The 18,723-nt window shown below is 66.0% G+C and carries 17 protein-coding genes; 9 read left to right on the forward strand and 8 right to left on the reverse strand.

Annotated features, from left to right (window positions below; translation table 11 throughout):
• Positions 1–10: 10 nt before the first annotated feature.
• Positions 11–1,651, reverse strand: coding sequence for a YbaL family putative K(+) efflux transporter (gene ybaL / locus ACIPPQ_RS11360; protein WP_446544187.1), 1,641 nt, complete (start codon positions 1,649–1,651; stop codon positions 11–13).
• Positions 1,652–1,748: 97 nt separating this feature from the next.
• On the opposite strand from ybaL, the gene ACIPPQ_RS11365 reads away from it, so the two are divergent.
• Positions 1,749–2,135: a hypothetical protein gene (locus ACIPPQ_RS11365; protein ID WP_446544188.1), complete on the forward strand. Its 387-nt coding sequence runs from the start codon at positions 1,749–1,751 to the stop codon at positions 2,133–2,135.
• Between the two features lie 9 nt (positions 2,136–2,144).
• Here ACIPPQ_RS11365 and ACIPPQ_RS11370 read toward each other — a convergent pair whose 3' ends face one another.
• The 4 genes from ACIPPQ_RS11370 to ACIPPQ_RS11385 form a co-directional block, all read right to left on the reverse strand.
• On the reverse strand, positions 2,145–3,965 hold the full coding sequence (locus ACIPPQ_RS11370; RefSeq protein ID WP_446544189.1) for an ABCB family ABC transporter ATP-binding protein/permease: 1,821 nt from the start codon (positions 3,963–3,965) through the stop codon (positions 2,145–2,147).
• Between the two features lie 293 nt (positions 3,966–4,258).
• On the reverse strand, positions 4,259–4,834 hold the full coding sequence (locus ACIPPQ_RS11375) for an LptA/OstA family protein (protein ID WP_446544190.1): 576 nt from the start codon (positions 4,832–4,834) through the stop codon (positions 4,259–4,261).
• On the reverse strand, positions 4,831–5,469 hold the full coding sequence (gene lptC, locus ACIPPQ_RS11380) for an LPS export ABC transporter periplasmic protein LptC (protein WP_446544191.1): 639 nt from the start codon (positions 5,467–5,469) through the stop codon (positions 4,831–4,833). The genes ACIPPQ_RS11375 and lptC overlap by 4 nt, the downstream gene beginning before the upstream one ends.
• Positions 5,470–5,495: 26 nt before the next feature.
• On the reverse strand, positions 5,496–6,113 hold the full coding sequence (locus ACIPPQ_RS11385) for a ribonuclease D (protein WP_446544192.1): 618 nt from the start codon (positions 6,111–6,113) through the stop codon (positions 5,496–5,498).
• 261 nt (positions 6,114–6,374) lie between these two features.
• On the opposite strand from ACIPPQ_RS11385, the gene ACIPPQ_RS11390 reads away from it, so the two are divergent.
• The 8 genes from ACIPPQ_RS11390 (at position 6,375) to mreB (ending at position 15,192) form a co-directional block, all read left to right on the forward strand.
• The gene (locus tag ACIPPQ_RS11390; protein WP_446544193.1) at positions 6,375–7,163 is read left to right on the forward strand and encodes a cold-shock protein; all 789 of its coding nucleotides are present in this window, start codon (positions 6,375–6,377) and stop codon (positions 7,161–7,163) included.
• Positions 7,164–7,984: 821 nt separating this feature from the next.
• Positions 7,985–8,359, forward strand: a complete 375-nt coding sequence (locus ACIPPQ_RS11395; protein WP_327451276.1) for a BlaI/MecI/CopY family transcriptional regulator — start codon at positions 7,985–7,987, stop codon at positions 8,357–8,359.
• A complete protein-coding gene (locus tag ACIPPQ_RS11400) occupies positions 8,359–10,080 on the forward strand; it encodes a M56 family metallopeptidase (RefSeq protein ID WP_446544194.1) in 1,722 nt (573 codons plus the stop codon). The genes ACIPPQ_RS11395 and ACIPPQ_RS11400 overlap by 1 nt, the downstream gene beginning before the upstream one ends.
• Before the next feature lie 112 nt (positions 10,081–10,192).
• A complete protein-coding gene (locus tag ACIPPQ_RS11405) occupies positions 10,193–10,939 on the forward strand; it encodes a hypothetical protein (protein WP_446544195.1) in 747 nt (248 codons plus the stop codon).
• Positions 10,936–13,032 carry a TonB-dependent receptor plug domain-containing protein gene (locus ACIPPQ_RS11410; RefSeq protein WP_446544196.1) on the forward strand — a complete coding sequence of 699 codons (2,097 nt, stop codon included), beginning with the start codon at positions 10,936–10,938 and terminating at the stop codon, positions 13,030–13,032. Before ACIPPQ_RS11405 ends, ACIPPQ_RS11410 begins: the two co-directional genes overlap by 4 nt.
• A 17-nt stretch (positions 13,033–13,049) precedes the next feature.
• Positions 13,050–13,433 (forward strand): reverse transcriptase-like protein, encoded by a 384-nt coding sequence (locus ACIPPQ_RS11415; protein ID WP_446544197.1) that lies wholly within the window; start codon positions 13,050–13,052, stop codon positions 13,431–13,433.
• Between the two features lie 65 nt (positions 13,434–13,498).
• Positions 13,499–13,981, forward strand: a complete 483-nt coding sequence (locus ACIPPQ_RS11420; RefSeq protein ID WP_446544198.1) for a hypothetical protein — start codon at positions 13,499–13,501, stop codon at positions 13,979–13,981.
• Between the two features lie 170 nt (positions 13,982–14,151).
• A complete protein-coding gene (gene mreB / locus ACIPPQ_RS11425; protein ID WP_446544199.1) occupies positions 14,152–15,192 on the forward strand; it encodes a rod shape-determining protein MreB in 1,041 nt (346 codons plus the stop codon).
• Positions 15,193–15,198: 6 nt separating this feature from the next.
• Here mreB and ACIPPQ_RS11430 read toward each other — a convergent pair whose 3' ends face one another.
• From ACIPPQ_RS11430 to ACIPPQ_RS11440, 3 genes are read right to left on the reverse strand one after another with little or no spacing between them, the layout of a single operon-like run.
• Positions 15,199–16,224 carry an adenosine deaminase gene (locus tag ACIPPQ_RS11430; RefSeq protein WP_446544200.1) on the reverse strand — a complete coding sequence of 342 codons (1,026 nt, stop codon included), beginning with the start codon at positions 16,222–16,224 and terminating at the stop codon, positions 15,199–15,201.
• Positions 16,217–16,792 carry a phosphoribosyltransferase gene (locus ACIPPQ_RS11435; protein ID WP_446544201.1) on the reverse strand — a complete coding sequence of 192 codons (576 nt, stop codon included), beginning with the start codon at positions 16,790–16,792 and terminating at the stop codon, positions 16,217–16,219. The genes ACIPPQ_RS11430 and ACIPPQ_RS11435 overlap by 8 nt, the downstream gene beginning before the upstream one ends.
• Positions 16,793–16,811: 19 nt before the next feature.
• Positions 16,812–18,623 carry a DUF885 domain-containing protein gene (locus ACIPPQ_RS11440; protein ID WP_446544202.1) on the reverse strand — a complete coding sequence of 604 codons (1,812 nt, stop codon included), beginning with the start codon at positions 18,621–18,623 and terminating at the stop codon, positions 16,812–16,814.
• Positions 18,624–18,723: the final 100 nt, after the last annotated feature.

An 18,723-nucleotide genomic window follows, 5' to 3' on the forward strand; every position in this document is an offset into this window, starting at 1 on the left:
GGGGAAGCCCTTAAGCGAGCGTCAGCATCGCCCGCTCGGCCATCCGCGACGCGGTCTCGCGTTCGGCCATCACGACATGGTCGGCGCCGCGGCGGACAAGGTCGGTCACTTCCTCGTCCGAATGCGCGCGCGCAACGATGACGAGCTGCGGATTGATCGCGCGCGCGCGCCGCACGATCGCCCCCGCCTCGACCCCCTCGGGGATCGCGATCAGCAGCGTCGACGCTTCGTCGAGCCCGGCCTGCCGCAGGACACTTTCCTTCGTCGCATCGCCGACGATCACCGTCGCGCCCGCCTCGCGCGCCGCCGCGGCCATGTCTTTCTGGTCCTCGATCACCGTCAGCCCCTCGCCGCGCCCGCAGATCAGGCTGCCGATGTGGCTGCCGACGCGGCCATATCCGATCAGGACGACACCGGCGTTGCACGCGGGGACGTCCGCATCGTCCGCATCCGTCGCGACTTCGTCGGGCTCCTCGGCGCGGAGGCGCCTGACCGCCAGCGAGAAAAGGATCGGGTTGAACAGGATCGAGAGCAGCGACCCCGCGAGGATCAGGTCGCGCCCCGTTTCGGGCAGCACCTTCAGCCCGACGCCAAGCCCCGCGAGGATGAACGAGAATTCGCCGATCTGCGCCAGGCTGACCGAAATCGTCAGCGCGGTCTGCGACTTGTGGCCAAAGGCGCGGACGAGCGCAAAGGCGGCTACCGACTTGCCGACAACGATGATCGCCACCGTCGCGATCACCGGCCCCGGCTCCTCGACGAGCACCATCGGATCAAACAACATGCCGACCGAGACGAAGAAGAGCACCGCGAAGGCGTCGCGCAGCGGCAGCGTCTCTTCGGCGGCGCGGCGGCTAAGCTGCGTCTCGCCGAGGATCATCCCCGCAAAAAAGGCACCCAGCGCGAACGACACGTCGAAAATGACCGCCGCGCCGAACGCAACCCCCAGCGCGATCGCAAGCACCGCGAGGCGGAATAGTTCGCGCGACCCCGAATGCGCGACCCAGTGGAGCACCCACGGCAGCACGCGCCGGGCGATCACGAACATGAAGGCGCCGAAGCCGACGACCTTGAGCAGCACGATCGCCGCCGATTGCAGCAACCCCGCGCTCGCGCCCTCGTCGCCGCGCGCCCCGAACATCGCGGGCAGCAGCACGAGCGCGAGCACCATCACCAGATCCTCGACGATGAGCCAGCCGACCGCGATCCGTCCCTTTTCGGTCTCGACCATGTCGCGCGCCTGCAGCGCGCGGAGCAGCACGACGGTCGACGCGACCGACAGCGCCAGCCCGAAGACGATGCTGCCCTCGACCGACCAGCCGAGCCACAGCCCGAGCATCATGCCGAGCGCGGTCGCGACGGCGATCTGCGCGATCGCCCCCGGCACCGCGATCTTGCGCACCGAGAGCAGGTCTTTCAGCGAAAAATGGAGCCCGACCCCGAACATCAGCAGGATCACGCCAATCTCGGCGAGCTGGAGCGCCAGCCCGGTGTCGGCGACAAACCCCGGGGTGAACGGTCCGACCATCACCCCCGCAAGCAGATAGCCCGCGATCGGCGAGATTTTGAGCCGGTACGCGAGCGCCCCCATCAGGAAGGCGACGCCCAGACCGGCGACGATGGTTCCGATCAGGCTGGTGTCATGTGGCATGACCCCTTGCGTAAAGGGCGTGGACGGAACGGGTCAACCCAAGGCAAGTAATTTAGTTGCGATTGCCTATTCGAACGGCCGGACCTAGCCTCGTGCGATGCCCAACGGACCCGAACAGGCCGCCTATTGGCGCGATTTCGTGATCGCCCGCTGCGCTTATCCCAATGCGGCGCGGTTGGCGGCGCAGTTCGACGGCGCCGAACTGGCGGAATTTTGCGCGTGTGGATGCAACAGCATCGGCGTCCGGGTGCAACCGGGCACGCCGCCGCTCGCACGCAAAGCCAGATCGGGCGGGGTCGTTTTCAACGCCGATTTCGCCGTGACCGCCGACCGCCAGCTCGAAATCATGCTGTGGGTTGACGACGCCGGTCACCTCGACCGCGTCGATATCGGCTGCAACGGCAACAGCCATCCTGTGCCGCACGCGATTCCGATCGACCTCGAACCCTATCATATCTGGGCATCGGACAGGCTGATCGCCTGATCCACGCGGTCAGGCGTCGACGGTGCCCTCGTCGCGCTCGGCCTGCTGCCGCGCCCACATGTCGGCGTAGAGCCCGCGCATCGCGAGCAGTTGGTCGTGCGTCCCCGTCTCGGCGACGCGCCCCCTTTCCAGCACGATGATCCGGTCGGCGCCCGTGACCGTCGACAGGCGGTGCGCGATCACCAGCGTCGTGCGCCGCGCCGCGATGCGGTCGAGCGTATCCTGGATCGCGGCCTCGGTCCGGCTGTCGAGCGCGCTCGTCGCTTCATCCAATATCAGCACCGGCGGGTTCTTGAGGAGGGTACGCGCGATCGCGACGCGCTGTTTCTCGCCGCCCGACAGCTTGAGCCCGCGCTCGCCGACCTCGGTGTCATACCCCTGCGGCAGCAGCGCGATGAAACCGTCGATCGCCGCGCCCTCGGCGGCGGCGGCGATCGCGTCGACGCTCGCGCCTTCGCGGCCATAAGCGATATTGTAGCCGATCGAATCGTTGAACAGCACCGTGTCCTGCGGGACGATACCGATCTCGGCGCGCAGGCTTTTTTGCGTGACCGCGGCGATATCCTGCCCGTCGATCAATATGCGCCCGCCCTGGGGGTCGTAGAAACGGAAAAGCAACCGCGCGATCGTCGACTTGCCCGCGCCCGACGGTCCGACGATCGCCAGCGTTTCGCCCGCGCCGACCGCGAAGCTCACGCCGTTGAGGATCGTGCGGTCGGGCTCGTAACCGAAGACGACATTCTCGAACGCCACCGCGCCGCCGTTCACGACGAGCGGCCATGCGTCCGGTGCGTCGGATATCTCGGACGGCGTGTCGATCAGGCGGAACATCGCCTCCATGTCGATCAGCCCCTGCCGGATCACGCGATAGACCATGCCGAGCATGTCGAGCGGGCGGAACAGCTGCGCGAGCAACGTGTTCACCAGCACCACGTCGCCGACCTTGTATTCGCCCTGCGACCAGCCCCACACCGTATACGCCATCGCCCCCGCGAGCGCGGCGTTGGTGATCAGGCTCTGCCCGATGTTCAGCCAGGCGAGGCTGTTCTCGCTCTTGACCGCGGCGCGGGCATATTGGTCGGCGACGTCGCGATAGCGCGCTTCCTCGCGCTCCTCGGCCCCGAAATATTTGACCGTCTCGTAATTGAGCAAGCTGTCGACGCTGCGCCCGATCGTCAGCGTGTCGAGGTCGTTCATCCGCGTGCGCAGCGCGTTGCGCCAGTCGGACACCTTGCGCGTGAAGATGATATAGACGACGACCATCAGCGCGGTCGCGCTGGCGAGGCCGAAGCTGAACTTGGTCCAGAAGATGATCAGCACCGCGGCAAGTTCGATGATCGTCGGCGCGATGTTGAACAGCAGGAAGTAAAGCATCGTGTCGATGCTCTTCGTCCCGCGCTCGATCACCTTGGTCACCTCGCCCGTGCGCCGCGCGAGATGGAAACGCAGCGAGAGCGCGTGGAGGTGGCTGAAGGTCGCGATTGCCAGCTCGCGCGTTGCATCCTGCCCGACGCGTTCGAACACGACATTGCGGAGGTTGTCGAACAGCACCCCGGCAAAGCGCGCGCCCGCATAAGCAAGGACGAGCCCGATCGCGAGCGCAACGCCCTCCTCCATTCCCGGCGCCATCTTGTCGATCGCGGCGCCATAGAGGAAGCCCATCGACAGCTGCACGCCCTTCGACGCGAGCACGATCAGCGCGGCGAGGACGATGCGGATCTTGTGCCCGCGATTTCCCGCCGGCCACAGATAGGGCAGGAAACGCTTCAGCGTCGCGAGGACGGGCGGTTCGCGCGAGGCGTCGGCGGAGGTGCTGCTGTCAGGAGGCATGGACGCCCCATGTAGGGGGCGAATGCCGTTCCGCCAACGGGGCTAGCGCGATTCGCGATACCCTGCGTGACGAATGATCCGGTCGATCAGGCGCCGTTCTTCGGATGTCGGAGTCGGGATGATCGCGGCGGGCGGCTCCTGACGCCGGCCGAATAACGGGCGCCGGGGCGGAACGAGCGGGGAAAAGCGCATGGGGGTTCGCTTCCATTGAGCGGCCGCCCCCCGGCTCCGCGGTGATCTGGTCCCACGCCCTTGGTGAAGGCGCGTGGTTGCAGATCCGTCAATCGGCGTGGTTACTGCTTTCTTTCCGGTACCGTGAAGGTGCCGGTGACGCGTCCGCCAGTGCCGCCCTGCACCGGATTGCCGTCGGGGCCGCGCGCCGCGCCGCGCCCGTCGACCGTCGCGCGGCCGCTCGTCAGGTCGATCACCAGCCGCCCGCCGCGCAAATGATTGCCGCGCTGGCGCAGTTCGACATTGCCGACCATCGTGATCAGGCGGCGGTCGAGGTCATAGATCGCGACATTGCCCTTCGCGGTCTCGTCGCCCTTCACCACCGTCACGCCGCCGGTGGCGTCGAGCCGGTTGACGTCGGTGCCGCCCGAGCGCGTATAGGCGACCGTCATCCGCGGCGCGGTGACGGTCAGCCCGGCCTGCGTGACGCGGACATTGCCCGCGAGCACGACGCGGTCCGCGCGGTCCTGCACCTCGATGCTGCCCGCCGCGAAATCGACCGGCGCGTTGCTGTTGTGGTTGGCGAGTGCCTGCGCGTGCGCGGCGTCACCGCCGCCCGCCGACAGGAGCGCGAGACTGGTCAAGGCGAAACCCGCGCCCGCGAGCGCCATGCTCTTCATGGTCCAAAAGCGGTTCATTTGAGCACTCCCTGATTGATCCGCAGCCGCGCATTGCCCTGCAGGCGCACGATGCGCTGGTCGAGGTCGGCGGACAGCTGGTTGGCGGAAAATTGCCCGATGTTCAGGCTGCCGTTGACGCCGCCCTGCCCCAGCAGGCTGCGTGTCTTGAGGTCGACCGCGACATTGCTCGCGTCGATGCGATAGCCGTTCGCGCTCTTGACCTGCACCGTCCCCGGCACCGCGACCTTTTCGGTTTCCATATTATAGGCGCCGTCGCGCGCGACGATCGTCGCCGGGCCGTCGGCGAGCTTGATCGCCCCCGACAGGTCGGTCATCCGCACGATCGGCTCGGCCGAACTTTTCTGCACCGCGCTGCCCGCGAGCAGCGCGAACGGCTGCCCCTTCGCGTCCTGGCCGCGATATTCGGCGCGCGTCACCTTCATCCGCTCGCTCGCCATGTCGACCTTGTCCTTGGACAGGAGGAAGCTGATTTCGGCGCGCTGGGTGAAGGGCGAAAAGACGAGCACCGCCGCGACGACGCCGATCACGAGCGGCAGGCCGAAACGCAGGATGCGCACCAGCCGGTCGTGGCTCGACCCGCTGGCCGCCCACATCTGGCGCATCGTGCGGTCAAGATCGGCGCGTTCGGACATCCATCAAAGCCTTGTGCGAATCACTTTCAGCTATGCGCGAAAATATCGGTCTCGGGCCAGCCGGCGAGGTCGAGTGCGGCGCGGGTCGGCAGGAAATCGAAACAGGCCTGCGCGAGTTCGGTGCGCCCTTCGCGCGCGAGACGCGCGTCGAGGATGCCCTTCATCGCGTGCAGGAAGCGCACGTCGCTCGCGGCATAATCGCGCTGCGCATCGCTGAGCTCGGCGGCGCCCCAGTCGCTCGATTGCTGCTGTTTCGACACTTCCTGGCCGAGCAATTCGCGCACCAGTTCCTTGAGCCCGTGGCGGTCGGTGTAGGTGCGGACCAGCTTCGATGCGATCTTGGTGCAATAGACGGGCGCCGTCACGACGCCGAGCGCCTGTTGCAGCGCCGCGATGTCGAAGCGGGCAAAATGAAACAATTTCAAACGGTTGGGGTCAGTCAAGATCGCCTTCAACACCGGCGCATCATAGGTGCTGCCGGGCTTGAAGCGCACGAGATGCTCGTCGCCCGACCCGTCGCTGATCTGGACGAGGCACAGCCGGTCGCGCAGCGGGTTCAGCCCCATGGTCTCGGTATCGATCGCGACCGCGCCGGGACCCAGCACGCCCTCGGGCAGATCTTCTTCGTGGAAATGGACAGTCATAGCGCCGCCTTAGGCCAAGCTGCCCCGCCGCTCAATGACTGGTTTTCGCGGGGACCACCGGCGCCGCCACGGCTGCGGCAAATCGTGCAAAATCCGGCATCGCCTTCGTGAAATTTTCTGTTCGCAGCCTGTGGACAATTAGGCTATATCTTGCGCCCTTGGTGGCATGGGGCGAGTCCGTGCCTGAGGTGAACTGCGTCCCCGTCCGGCGCAATGAGCCGGTTGAATGGGGTGTGGACGACCGAAAGCGACTAACAGACTATGAGTTTCAACAAGGATCGGCGCGGCCAGCGTGGACGCGGCAAGCGCGATGATTTCGGCAATTTCGACAGCTTCGAACCTGCACCCTACGGCGGCGACAGCTATGGCGGCGGCAACCGCGGCGGCGGCTTCGGCGATCGCGGTGGCTTCGGTGGCGGTGATCGCGGCGGCTTCGGCGGCGGCGACCGCGGTGGTGGCGGCGGCTTCGGCGGCGGCGACCGCGGCGGCTTCGGCGGCGGACGCGGCGGCGGCATGCCGGCGCAGGTTGTCGGCGAGGGCAATGGCACGGTGAAATTCTTCAACCCGTCGAAGGGCTTCGGCTTCGTCGCCCGCGACGACGGCGGCGAAGACGTGTTCGTCCACATCAGCGCGGTCGAGCAGGCGGGGCTTCAGGGCCTGGCTTCGGGCCAGCCGCTCGGCTTCACGCTCGTCGAACGCAACGGCAAGGTGTCGGCGATCGACCTCAAGATCGAAGGCGAACCGCTGCCGATCGAGGAATTCGCCCCGCGTCGTGATGATCGCGGCGAGCGTCCGGCTCCGGGCGGCGCCCGCGGCCGTCGCCAGCTCACCGGCGAACGCACCTCGGGCACGGTGAAATTCTTCAACACGACGAAGGGCTTCGGCTTCATCGCGCGCGACGACGGACAGGCCGATGCCTTTGTCCACATCAGCGCGGTGCAGCGCGCCGGCATGGCGGGCCTCGACGAAGGCGACCGCGTCGCTTTCGACATCGAAGTCGACGACCGCGGCAAGTTCGCGGCGGTGAACCTGCAGCCGCATCAGGACTGATCGGCAGCACAACCAAAACGGAAAGGGCGGCCCTCGGGCCGCCCTTTTTGTTTGGGGCGTCACGGTGTTGAAGGCGATCGACGGCTTTCGACCGATTGCAGACGTTCCTCACTGCCGCGAGAGGATGGCTACTTCGACGCTAAAGCTTAGGAGGTGGTGGCGGCGGGAGTACCGCATGGCAGCTAGGTGGCCAACAGGGGCCGGCTGTCAGTCGTGTCGCTGAATTGGACAGGCGCACTTGGATACTGATGAAGCGAACATTGTCGCGAACTGCTCGCGCGTAGGTTCTTTCCGATTTGAGATCGGCTGCCAACGCGTCCCCAATCCTCCTGTATGCCTCCATATTTGGCTCCGTTCGGACAACGCATTTCCGAAGAGCCCCATCTCGTCCTAAACCTTCGCATCGCAGTTCGACCATACCAAACATTCCTTCGATAGAAGGAATTAGGCGGAGAGTGCTTTGACTTGCCGACGTCGAGATTGGCAAATCCTCCCACTGCTTATCACCGCTGGCCTCGCGAAAGAAAATCGTGTGGTAAACCATCTCTGCGAGTGGCTGCGCGTGGGCAGGCGAAGCCACCATCAAGCCGTTTAATATGGAAGCAGAGATTAAGGCTTTGAACCACATACGACTATCGCTCCCAAAATATGTCGGCGAGAATCGATGTGCCTCTGACCTACGTTCGACGCAAGTGCCGATGGCCGCTTCCCACCCCCGAAGCCCCCGCTGCACCCCGATGTGTATTATCCGAACAAAACCCCTTGCCAAGCATGCGCTACAAATGTAGCACGCTACAAATGTAGCGCATGAGGTGAGTCGCATGTTGTCCAGTTTGCCCCCGCGGGAACGCGAAATTGTCGATATCCTGTACGAGCGCGGTGCATCGACGGTGACTGAGATCGGCGAGGCGCTCGCCGACGAACTGTCGGGCTCGGCGATCCGCGCGATGCTGAAACGGCTCGAGACGAAGGGCTTTGTCGTGCGCGAACAGTCCGAGCGCGGATTCGTCTATGCGCCGAGCGTGTCGGACAAGACCGCGCGCAAGTCGGCGCTGAGCCAAGTCGTGCGCGTCTTCTTCAACGGATCGGCGACGAGCGCCGCCGCCGCCCTGCTCGGCATGCAGGACGAGATGAGCAATAGCGAACTCGACGAACTCGAACAGATGATCGCCAAAGCGCGCGAAGGGAGAGGGTGATGTTGACCACCGCCATGTTGCTGGGCCTCGCCTGGAAATCGGTCGTCGTCGCGGCGCTGACGCTGGGGCTGCTCCGCCTCGCGCGCTGGCGTTCGGCGGGCGAGCGGTCGATGATCGCGCATATGGGACTCGCGGCGCTGCTCGCCTTGCCCGCGGCGATCCTTTTGCTGCCGCAATGGGCGCCGCTGCCCGCGACCTGGTTCGCCGCGCCGGCCGCCGAAATGGTACCAACAGGGGGATCGGCGATCGATCCGGCCCCCGCCGCGACGTCAGTCCCTGTCGTGGTCGAAAGCGCCGGATCGACGCCGATCGTTGCCGAATGGAGCGACCTTGCCCCCTTTCTCTATCTTGCCCCGCTCGCACTGCTGTTTGGAGTGATGGCGCTTGCGGTGGTGCGGCTGTTCGCGATGCGCGGGCGCGCCGAGATATTGGTCGAGCGGTCGTGGCTGTCGGCGCTGGCCGAGGCGCAGCGGCGCATGGGGTTCAAGCATGGCACCGCGCTGCTCGTCAGCAACGAATTGCGCTCGCCGATCAGCTGGGGCGTGCTGCGCCCGACGATCGTGCTGAGCCCCAAGGCGGTCGCGGCATCGGGCGAGGCCGAGGCGATCATCGCGCACGAACTGGCGCATGTCGCGCGGCTCGACTGGGCGAAGCTGCTCGGGGCGCGCGTCGCCTGCGCGGTCTTCTGGTTCAATCCGCTGGTGTGGATGCTGGCGCGCGAGAGCCATCAATTGCGCGAGGAAGCCGCCGACGATGCGGTGCTGATGGCCGACATCGACGGCCCCGACTATGCGACTTTGCTGGTCGGCGCGGCGCGGCACGACAATCAGGGCGCGCTGCTCGCGGCGCATGGCGTCGCGCCGGGCAAGGACAGCCTGAAGCGCCGCATCACCCGCGTCCTCGACGGCAGCCTGAAACGCGGCCCGGCGAGCGCGAGCTGGATGCTGATGAGCCTTGTCGTGCTGGCGGGCATCACCGTGCCGCTCGCCGCCTTTTCGGCGACGGCCAAGCCCGGGGCGGCGGCGGAAGTCCACGCCGGCGCCGCCTCGACCATCACCCGTCAGGCGACGACTGTAACCTCGCAATCGGCCGCGGCGGCGGAAAGCAACGCGGCCGACGACGCGGCGGCGGCCGCCGCGACCGCAAAGACGCTGAGCGCCGACGAGCTGGTGAGCATGCGCGCGGTGGGGGTGACCCCCGAATATGTCGCGCAGATGCGCGAGCATGACGGGTCGATGACCGCCGACGAAATCATCGGTGCGAAGGCGGCCGGGGTCGATCCGGCCTATATCAAAACGATGCGCGGTATCTTCCCGGGGGTCGATATCGACGAACTGGTCGGCGCGTCGGCGCTGCATATCGAACCGAAATTCGCGCGCGACATGAAATCGCATTTTCCCGACATCGGCATCGATGACGTGATCGCGCTCCGGGCGATGGGCATCGATTGCGACTTCGTCACCGACATGCAGAAGGCCGGCGTGAAGATGCGCAGCGCCGACGACGCCATCGAATTGCGCGCGACGGGCGGGTTCCGGCCCGTCGCGAAGCCGCGGCCGGCAGCAACGCCGCGCCCTGTCGCGAAAGCCGTGCGCGGCGACAATGTTGCGATTGTCGACATGGAGCGCGGGGTGATCGAGGCGCGCCGCGGCGATGGCCGGACCGCACGGATCGAATTCCCACAGGCGCCCGAACCGCCCAGGCCGCCAGCGCGCGACTGACGTTCGGACATTCGTCCGCACCGACGGACGACTAATCGAAACCTGATTCAAAATTGCCGCTGCGGCGGCGAGCGATGACGCTCGCCTGGCGCACGGAGGGAGGAGTGCACCAATGAAGGCCCTGTATCTTGCCGGCACCGCCGCGCTGCTGTCGATCCTCGCCTGTGCGGCGCCGACCGCGGCCGCCGACCCGCTCGTCCTGACCGACGTTCGCTGGGTCGCCGAACCCGCCAGCGGAAAGAAGGGTGCGCCGCGCGTCCGCATCCAACACCAGCAGTCGAGCAGCGACCGCACGCTCGATGGCGCGCGTGCCGATTTTACCGAAGCGCAAGCGGCGCTGGGCCGCGCGACGCCGGGACCGGTCAGCTTTGCGGTGACGCACGATGCCGGCACGCTGTCGTGCACCGGCACGCTGACGCGCGCGTTCGAGGGCAAGGGCGCGTGCCGCTTTACCTCGAACCCCGGTTTCGAGCGCGCCTTGAGCGAACGCGGGCTTGTTCCCGATCGACGCGCAACCTTGCTGGCGATGCTGATGGTCGACGCGACGATCGACCTCGCCGATGGCCTGACGCGCGAGGGGGTGCGGCCGAAAGACGCCGACGACCTGATCGCGGCGGCGGCGCTCGACGTGCGGCCCCAATATATCCGCGACCTTAAATCGGAGGCGCTGGTGCTGACCGATGTGGAAGACGCGATCGCGTGCAAGGCGCTGGGCGTCGACGGCGCCTATGTGCGCGGGCTTGCCGCGGCGGGGTACCGGAAGCTGAGCGCGAACGAGGTCGTGAGCATGAAGGCGATGGGGGTCACAGCCGATTATGCGCAGGCGATGAACCGCGCCGCCGGGGGGAATGGCAAGTGATCCGATGGACGAGCCTTGTGGCCATCGCCGCCGCGCTTTCGACGCCCGCATGGGCGCAGGAAACGGCGGCGCCGACGGGCGACACCCCGCCGCCCGCGCCGGCCGAGGTCGCGGCAAGCGCTTCGAACGCGGCGCGGCAGGTCTATGCCCCCGCCGACTTCGCGCGCTACGCGCCGAAAAACGCCTATGACATGCTGATCCAGGTTCCGAGTTTCCAGATCCGCGATAACGAGAATCTGCGCGGACTGGGACAGGCGACGGGCAATGTGCTGTTCAACGGCGAACGGCCGTCGAACAAGGCCGACGACATGTATACCCAATTGTCGCGCATCCCCGCGGGCAATGTCGAGCGGATCGAGATCGTCGACGGCGCGACGCTCGACATCCCCGGCCTGTCGGGGCAGGTCGCCAATATCGTCTATCGCGCCGACGCCTTTTCGGGGCAGTTTTCATGGAAGCCCGAGTTTCGCGCGCATTATACCGACCCGCTGTTCACCCGCGCCGACGTGTCGGTGCGCGGCCGCACCGGCGCGGTCGAATATGAGGTCGCGCTGAACAACGACGATTCGGCGCGCAGCGGCGCGGGCGGCCCGACGCTGATCTATGACGGCGCGGGCAATATCATCGAACGGCGCAAGGACATCTGGAACACCCATTATGACACGCCGAAGCTGTCGGGGCGCATCACCTGGGACCCTGTTGGCGATACGGTGGCCAATCTCGGCGGCCATTATCAGCGCAAGTATGACCGCTATTACGAGGATGGCGTGCGAACGGGTCCCGGCCTGCCCGACCGGGTGCGCACCGTGTATGAAAATGCCGACAGCTGGAATTACGAAGTCAGCGGCGACTATCAGTTCGGGCTGGGGCCGGGCAAGTTGAAGCTGATCGGGCTCCGCCGGTTCAGCCACGAACCCTACCGGCAAGAGATTGTCACGACGCCCGCGGGCGGCATTGCGACCGGCGATCGTTTTGCGCAGACGGGCGACATCGGCGAGACGATCGGGCGCGGCGAATATCAGTGGAAGATGTTCGGCGGCGACTGGCAGTTGTCGGGCGAAGCGGCGTTCAATACGCTCGACAATGTGGCGTCGATCGCGGCGCTGGGTCCCACGGGGACATGGGTCGACCAGCCCTTCGAGGGCGGTACCGGCGGGGTGAGCGAGGATCGCTACGAAGGGCTTTTGAGCTTCGGGCGCAAGCTGACCGACAAGCTCAATTTCCAGATCATCGCCGGCGCCGAACATTCGACGATCACCCAGACCGGAATGAACGGCCTGACGCGCAGCTTTTTCCGGCCCAAGGGCTCGATTTCGCTCGCGTGGACCCCGTCGCCCGATTTCGACATCTCGGTCAAGCTGCGCCGCCGCGTGCTCCAGCTCAGCTTCTATGATTTCCTTGCGCGCGCGTTCCTGAACGACGGGAACCAGAATGAGAGCAACAACGACCTCCGGCCGCAGCAGGACTGGACCTATGAGGCCGAGATCAACAAGAAGTTCGGCGCGTGGGGATCGACCAAGATCATCCTGATCTATCGCGACGTCGAAGACCGCGTCGACGTCATCCCGATCGGCGCCAACGGCGAGGCGGTCGGCAATATCGCAAAGGCAAAGGCGGGCGCGATCGACTGGACCGCGACGATCAACCTCGATCCCGCGGGGATCAAGGGCATGAAGCTCGAACCGCAGCTATTGCTCCAGAAAAGTTCGCTTCGCGATCCCTTTACCGGCGAGAAAAGGCAATGGAACGGCTTCACCGACACGGTGATCAGCCTGGGCCTGCGCCACGATATCCCGGCCAGCGACTGGGCGTGGGGCGGCGATGTCGAATATTCGCACTATCAGCCCAATTATCGCCGCACGCAGGTCGACAAGGTGTGGGAAGGGCCGGTCTGGGCGTCGGTCTTTGTCGAGCATAAGGATGTGCTGGGCCTGACCGTCCGCGCGTCGATCCGCAACATCGCCAATGCCCGGTCGAAACGCGACCGCACCGCCTATACGGGGGTGCGCGGCGAAACCCCGGTGAGCTTCGTCGAGGAGCGCGACCGGTTGATCGGCCCGATCTTCTCCTTTTCGGTGCGCGGGAAATTCTGAGCGGATAAGGCAGTGCGATGACGAAGCGCCGCATCAAGATCTATTTCGACGGCGGGTGCCGCCCAAACCCGGGGCGGATGGAAACCGCCGTCGTAACGGGCGGCGCCGCCGTGGTCGTGCGCGACGCGGGGATCGGCAGCAGCATGGACGCCGAGTGGCTCGCGCTGATCGCGGCGCTGCGGCTGGCGCAGGACCTGGAGCTGACGAACTTCATCCTGCTCGGCGACGCGGCGGCAGTGGTCGCGCAGGCGAACGGCTTGGTGCGCGCCCGCGACGGGACGGCGGCTCATCTGGCCAATTATCTCGCGCTCGTCGGCGACGGACCCATGCCAAGCGTGCGGCATATCAAGCGGACGCAGAATCTGGCGGGAATCGCGCTGGCGCGACAGAGATTGCTGTAAATCCGGATCATCACTTGTTAAGCGCCGGCGCCTATCCTTGGCCGATCCAATGGAAGACCAGCGCGTTGAAGCCGACCCATCCCTTGCCTGTCCATCACAGCTGGCCGCTTTACGAGCGCGACCGCTTTTTCGAACTGGGGCAGCTTCATGGGGTCGATACGCTGGACCCCGTTCCGGACCTGGTCGATGTCGTCGTCCCGGTGCGGCCCGCGCGGCTGGGCCAATGGCAATGCGACCTGACCGACAACAACCGGCTGAGCTGGTCGGACGAAGTCTATGACATTTTCGGCATCCCGCGCGGGGTGACTGTCGCGCGTCACGAAGCGGTCGCGCTCTATGCCGAAAGCTCGCGTGCGGCGATGGAAAAGCTGCGCGCCTATGCGATCAAGCATCGGCGCGGTTTCACGCTCGACGTCGAAATCAGGCCCGCGCAGGCGCCGCGCCGGTGGATGCGGCTGATCGCGGCGCCCGTCTGCGTCGGCGACAGCGTCGTCAGGCTGCACGGGCTGAAATTCCTCGTTCCCGGCTCGGACGGTCCCGAATTTTGAACCGATCGATCAACCGGGCCTGAGAAACCACCGTTCTGGCAGTATTGGCGGCGGCTTTCGTTGACGCGCCCGCGCCTTGGACGCAGCGATCAACGGGCAGACGCCGGGCGCGCCGAAGTGCCAGCCGCGTCTGATGATTCCGTCCATTTCCGAAGGCATTCGCCCAGCATATGAAGTTTTTTAATCGGTTTGCGTCGGCCGCGCACAACATGGCTATCGATCTCGGTACGGTGAACACTGTCGTTTATTTGCGGGACAAGGGCATTGTGTTGAACGAGCCTTCGGTCGTTGCGCTGGAAACGCGTGACGGGGTGCGCCGCGTCAAGGTCGTCGGCAACGAAGCCAAGTTGATGATGGGCAAGACCCCCGACAATATCCAGGCGATCCGCCCGTTGCGCGATGGCGTGATCGCCGACATCGACGTCGCCGAACAGATGCTGAAGCATTTTATGGAGAAGGCGCAGGGCGGCGCGAGCCGTTTTGCGCAGCGCAGCCATGTCGTGATCTGTGTCCCGTCGGGGTCGACGATGGTCGAACGCCGCGCGATCCGCGACGCCGCGACCAACGCGGGCGCGGTGTCGGTGCAGCTGATCGAGGAATCGCTCGCCGCCGCGATCGGCGCCGGGCTGCATGTGACCGAGCCGAGGGGCGCGATGGTCGTCGATATCGGCGGCGGCACGACCGAGGTCGCGGTGCTGTCGCTGAGCGGCGTTGCGTACAGCACGTCGGTGCGCGTCGGCGGCGACAAGATGGACGAGATGATTTCGTCGTCGATCCGCCGCCGCCACAATCTGATGATCGGCGAGATGACCGCCGAGCGCGTCAAGCTGACGATCGGCTGCGCGACCCCGCCCAAAGGCGACGGCATGGTCATGGGGGTCAAGGGCCGCGACCTTGTCACCGGCCGTCCCGCCGAGGTCCGGGTGACCGAGGCAGAGATCGCCGAAGCGCTCGCCGAGCCCGTCGGGCAGATCGTCAGCGCGGTGCGCGCCGCACTCGAACAGACGCCGCCCGAACTGTCGGCCGACATCATCGACGAGGGCATCACGCTGACCGGCGGCGGCGCGCTGCTGCGCCGGATGGACGACGCGATCGCGCGTGCGACCGGCCTGCCGGTGGCGGTCGCCGACGATGCGCTGATCTGCGTCGCGATGGGGGCCGGGCGCGCGTTCGAGGACCGCGCCTATCATGGGGTGCTGATTGCGGCGTAAGGCCGGTCAGGCGTAGGCGTCGATCGCGGCGAGGTGCCGCGCCTTGTCGGCGTCGCCGAGGAACGATCCGGTGAAGCTGTTGCGCGCGAGCGCGAGCAACTCGTCTTTCGACAGGTCGAGCGCATCGGCGACGGCCCGGTAATTGGCGTTCACATAGCCGCCGAAATAGCTGGGGTCGTCGCTGTTCACCGTCGCCTTGAGGCCCGCATCGAGCATGGTTTTCAGCGGATGGTCGGCAATGTCGCCCACGACGCAAAGCTTGAGGTTCGAGAGCGGGCAGACGGTGAGCGTCATGCCCTCGGCCGCGAGGCGCGCGACGAGCGCGGGATCTTCGAGGCTGCGGTTCCCGTGGTCGATGCGGTCGACTTTCAGGAGGTCGAGCGCTTCGTGGACATATTGGGGCGGGCCTTCCTCGCCCGCGTGCGCGACGATTTTCAGCCCGAGCCCGCGGGCGCGCGCGAAGACGCGTTCGAACTTCGCGGGCGGATGGCCGACCTCCGACGAATCGAGGCCGACGCCGTCGATGCGATCGAGGTAGGGAAGCGCCTCGTCGAGCGTCGCCTCGGCCTCGGCTTCGCTGAGGTGGCGAAGGAAGCACAGGATGAGTTTCGACGTCATGCCATAGCTGGCTGTCGCATCGTCTAGCGCGCGTGTGATGCCCGCGATCACGGTTTCGAACGCGACTCCGCGTGTCGTGTGCCCCTGCGGGTCGAAGAAGATTTCGACGTGGCGGACCGCGTCGGCGTGAGCGCGCGCGAGATAGGCCGCGGTCAGGTCATAGAAGTCCTGCTCGGTGTGGAGCACGCCCATGCCCTGATAATAGATGTCGAGGAAATCCTGGAGGTTCGAGAAGGCATAGGCCTCGCGCACTTCTTCGACGCTGGCGAAGGGGATTGCGACGGCGTTACGCTGCGCGAGTTCGAACATCAGCTCGGGTTCCAGCGAGCCTTCGATATGGAGGTGGAGTTCGGCCTTGGGCAGGCCGGCGATGAAGGCGGCGCGGTCTGCGGCCGATGCGAACCGGTCAGCCATCGGATTTCCCCTCTTCGCGCAGGATGATCGCCGCCTCGGGCTTGTGCTGGCGGATCTCGTCGATCGTCAGCCCGTCGACCTCGTGCGGGAAGATCAGCCACTGGTCGGTTTCGTGGACGAAGAAATCGGGGCGCAGGTCGGTGACGTTGCGGCCCGGCTTGAACCAGACGGTCGCGATGCGGATGTCGCGCGGCATATTGTGGCGACAGCGGGCCTTCAGCTCGGCGATGAAGGCGCGGATGCTGCGCCCGCTGTCGAAGACATCGTCGATGATCAGCAGCCGGTCCTCGGGGTTCAGCGTGTCGATCAGATAGCCCAATGCGAAGACTTTGACGTGCGCGTCCTGCTTGTCGATGCCGTGGTAGGAGGAGGTACGGATCGCGATATGGTCGCAATGCTGGCCGTGATAGTCGAGCAGTTCCTGCACCGCGATCCCGACCGGCGCGCCGCCGCGCCAGATGCCGACGAGATGCGTCGGCTGGAAACCGCTGTCCAGCACCTGCATCCCGAGCCGGAAGGAGTCGGCGAGCAGGTCGTTCGCGCTGATGAAGATCTTCTCGCCGCTCATTCCGGGTCCGCCGATCCTGTTACCGCTTGGCCGCGATATAGCGCGTTACCTGCTCTTCGAGAATATCGAGCGGCAGCGCGCCTTCGCTCAGCACCGCTTCGTGAAAGTCGCGGATGTCGAAGCGCGGGCCGAGTTCGCTTTCGGCGCGTTTGCGCAGCTCAGCGATCTTGAGCTGGCCGACCATGTAGCTCGTCGCCTGCCCCGGCCAGTTGAAATAGCGGTCGACCTCGCGTGCGATGTCGGTGTCCGACACCGAGCTGTTCGCCTTGAAGTAAGCGATCGCCTGTTCGCGCGTCCAGCGCTTCGAATGGATGCCGGTGTCGAGCACGAGGCGGATCGCGCGCCATACCTGCAGCGACAGCATGCCGAAGCGGTCATAGGGGGTCTTGTAGACGCCCATCTCGTTCGCGAGCCGCTCCGAATAGAGCCCCCAGCCCTCCATATAGGCGCCGTAACCGCCGAACTTGCGGAATTTCGGGATGCCCGCGAGTTCCTGCTGGCGCGCGATCTGGAAATGGTGGCCCGGCGCGCCTTCGTGCGCGGCGATCCCGGCGACCTGCACCTTCTGCGTCTGGTTCATGTCGACGAGGTTGACATAATAGATGCCGGGGCGCGAGCCGTCGGCCGAGGGCGGGTTGTAGAAGGCGGTCGACGCCGTCCGCTCGCGCCATTTCTCGACCGCGCGCACTTCGAGCGCCGCCTTCGGCAGCACGCGGAAATAGCGCGGCGCGGCGTCCATCACCGATGCGATCACCGCGCGTGCGTCGGCGAGATAGGTTTCGCGGCCGGCCTCGGTGTTCGGATATTTGAACCGCGGATCGGTGCGGATGTGATCGAAGAATTGTTCGAGCGTGCCGGTGAAGCCGACCTCGCGCTTGATCGCCTCCATCTCGCCGCGGATCGCAGCGACCTGCTGGAGGCCGAGGTCGTGGATCTGGTCGGCGGTCAGGCTCGTGGTGGTCGAGCTTTTGAGGCGGTCGGCATAATAGGCGGCGCCATCGGGGAGGTTCCATGCGCCGAAATTGCCCTTCGATTGGGGCTCGATCTCGTCGATCGCGGCGATGAGCGTGGTGTAGCCTTGTTTGAAGGGACCGGTCAGCGCGGCGCTGGCGTCAGCGAGCAGCTTCGCCTTCGTCGCGGCGGGGGCATTCAGCGCGTCGACCTTCTTGCGGAAGTCGGCCCTCAGCGTCGAATCGGCGCCGCCGTCGAACGGCGCGCCGGTAACGATCTTCAGCGCGTCGGCGCGCGCGGGCGCGAAATTGACCTTGTTCGGGACGATCCCCGCTGCAGCCTGTTCGCGCATCGTCGCCGCGACTTCGCGCATCACGCGGTCGGTGTCGCGAAGGCGGGCGATATAGGCCTCCGCGTCCTGCACGCTGTCGACCTTGTGATTGTTGATCAGCAGGACAGGGATCGCGCCGGCGGGGCTACCATTGGTCGAAACGGGGAAGCGGAGGTTGCGGAAGCGGAGCGATTCGCGGCCGCGTTCGACTTCATATTCGAACAGGCGAAAGCTCACGCGTGCGCTTTCGCCGAGCTGGTCGGGCTTGAAGCGTGCGCGCATGTCCTTGAGCTGGCGCTCGGCGAGCTCCTGCTCGCGCACCGATGCGGCGTCGGTGTAATCGTCGAGCTTGCCGTAGTTGGTCTTGAGCCCGAGCTGGGTCTGCGATTCGGGGCTGAGCGCCAGCCGCTCGTCGAACGCCTGATCGAGGAACGCGAGCAGCGCCTGATCCTGCACGCCGGCCTGCGGTGCCGCCTGTGCGAAGGCGGGCGCGGTCAGCGGAGCGAAGGGCAGGACGGGGAGCAGCATCAGGGCAACGACAAGGCGCATCACATTCTCCTATTCGAATGAGAGGCTTGTTGCGCACCGCCGGGCCGGGCGCAATATTATTTCAGCGGTCGGTTGTGCCTGCCTGTTTCGCAAAGGCGGT

This window comes from Sphingopyxis sp. LARHCG72, assembly GCF_052871675.1.

Coding starts and splice junctions, on each gene's coding strand:
- ybaL (WP_446544187.1), bottom strand. CDS start 1,651: ATGCCACATGACACCAGCCTGATCGGAACCATCGTCGCCGGTCTGGGC.
- ACIPPQ_RS11365 (WP_446544188.1), top strand. CDS start 1,749: ATGCCCAACGGACCCGAACAGGCCGCCTATTGGCGCGATTTCGTGATC.
- ACIPPQ_RS11370 (WP_446544189.1), bottom strand. CDS start 3,965: ATGCCTCCTGACAGCAGCACCTCCGCCGACGCCTCGCGCGAACCGCCC.
- ACIPPQ_RS11375 (WP_446544190.1), bottom strand. CDS start 4,834: ATGAACCGCTTTTGGACCATGAAGAGCATGGCGCTCGCGGGCGCGGGT.
- lptC (WP_446544191.1), bottom strand. CDS start 5,469: ATGTCCGAACGCGCCGATCTTGACCGCACGATGCGCCAGATGTGGGCG.
- ACIPPQ_RS11385 (WP_446544192.1), bottom strand. CDS start 6,113: ATGACTGTCCATTTCCACGAAGAAGATCTGCCCGAGGGCGTGCTGGGT.
- ACIPPQ_RS11390 (WP_446544193.1), top strand. CDS start 6,375: ATGAGTTTCAACAAGGATCGGCGCGGCCAGCGTGGACGCGGCAAGCGC.
- ACIPPQ_RS11395 (WP_327451276.1), top strand. CDS start 7,985: ATGTTGTCCAGTTTGCCCCCGCGGGAACGCGAAATTGTCGATATCCTG.
- ACIPPQ_RS11400 (WP_446544194.1), top strand. CDS start 8,359: ATGTTGACCACCGCCATGTTGCTGGGCCTCGCCTGGAAATCGGTCGTC.
- ACIPPQ_RS11405 (WP_446544195.1), top strand. CDS start 10,193: ATGAAGGCCCTGTATCTTGCCGGCACCGCCGCGCTGCTGTCGATCCTC.
- ACIPPQ_RS11415 (WP_446544197.1), top strand. CDS start 13,050: ATGACGAAGCGCCGCATCAAGATCTATTTCGACGGCGGGTGCCGCCCA.
- mreB (WP_446544199.1), top strand. CDS start 14,152: ATGAAGTTTTTTAATCGGTTTGCGTCGGCCGCGCACAACATGGCTATC.
- ACIPPQ_RS11430 (WP_446544200.1), bottom strand. CDS start 16,224: ATGGCTGACCGGTTCGCATCGGCCGCAGACCGCGCCGCCTTCATCGCC.
- ACIPPQ_RS11435 (WP_446544201.1), bottom strand. CDS start 16,792: ATGAGCGGCGAGAAGATCTTCATCAGCGCGAACGACCTGCTCGCCGAC.
- ACIPPQ_RS11440 (WP_446544202.1), bottom strand. CDS start 18,623: ATGCGCCTTGTCGTTGCCCTGATGCTGCTCCCCGTCCTGCCCTTCGCT.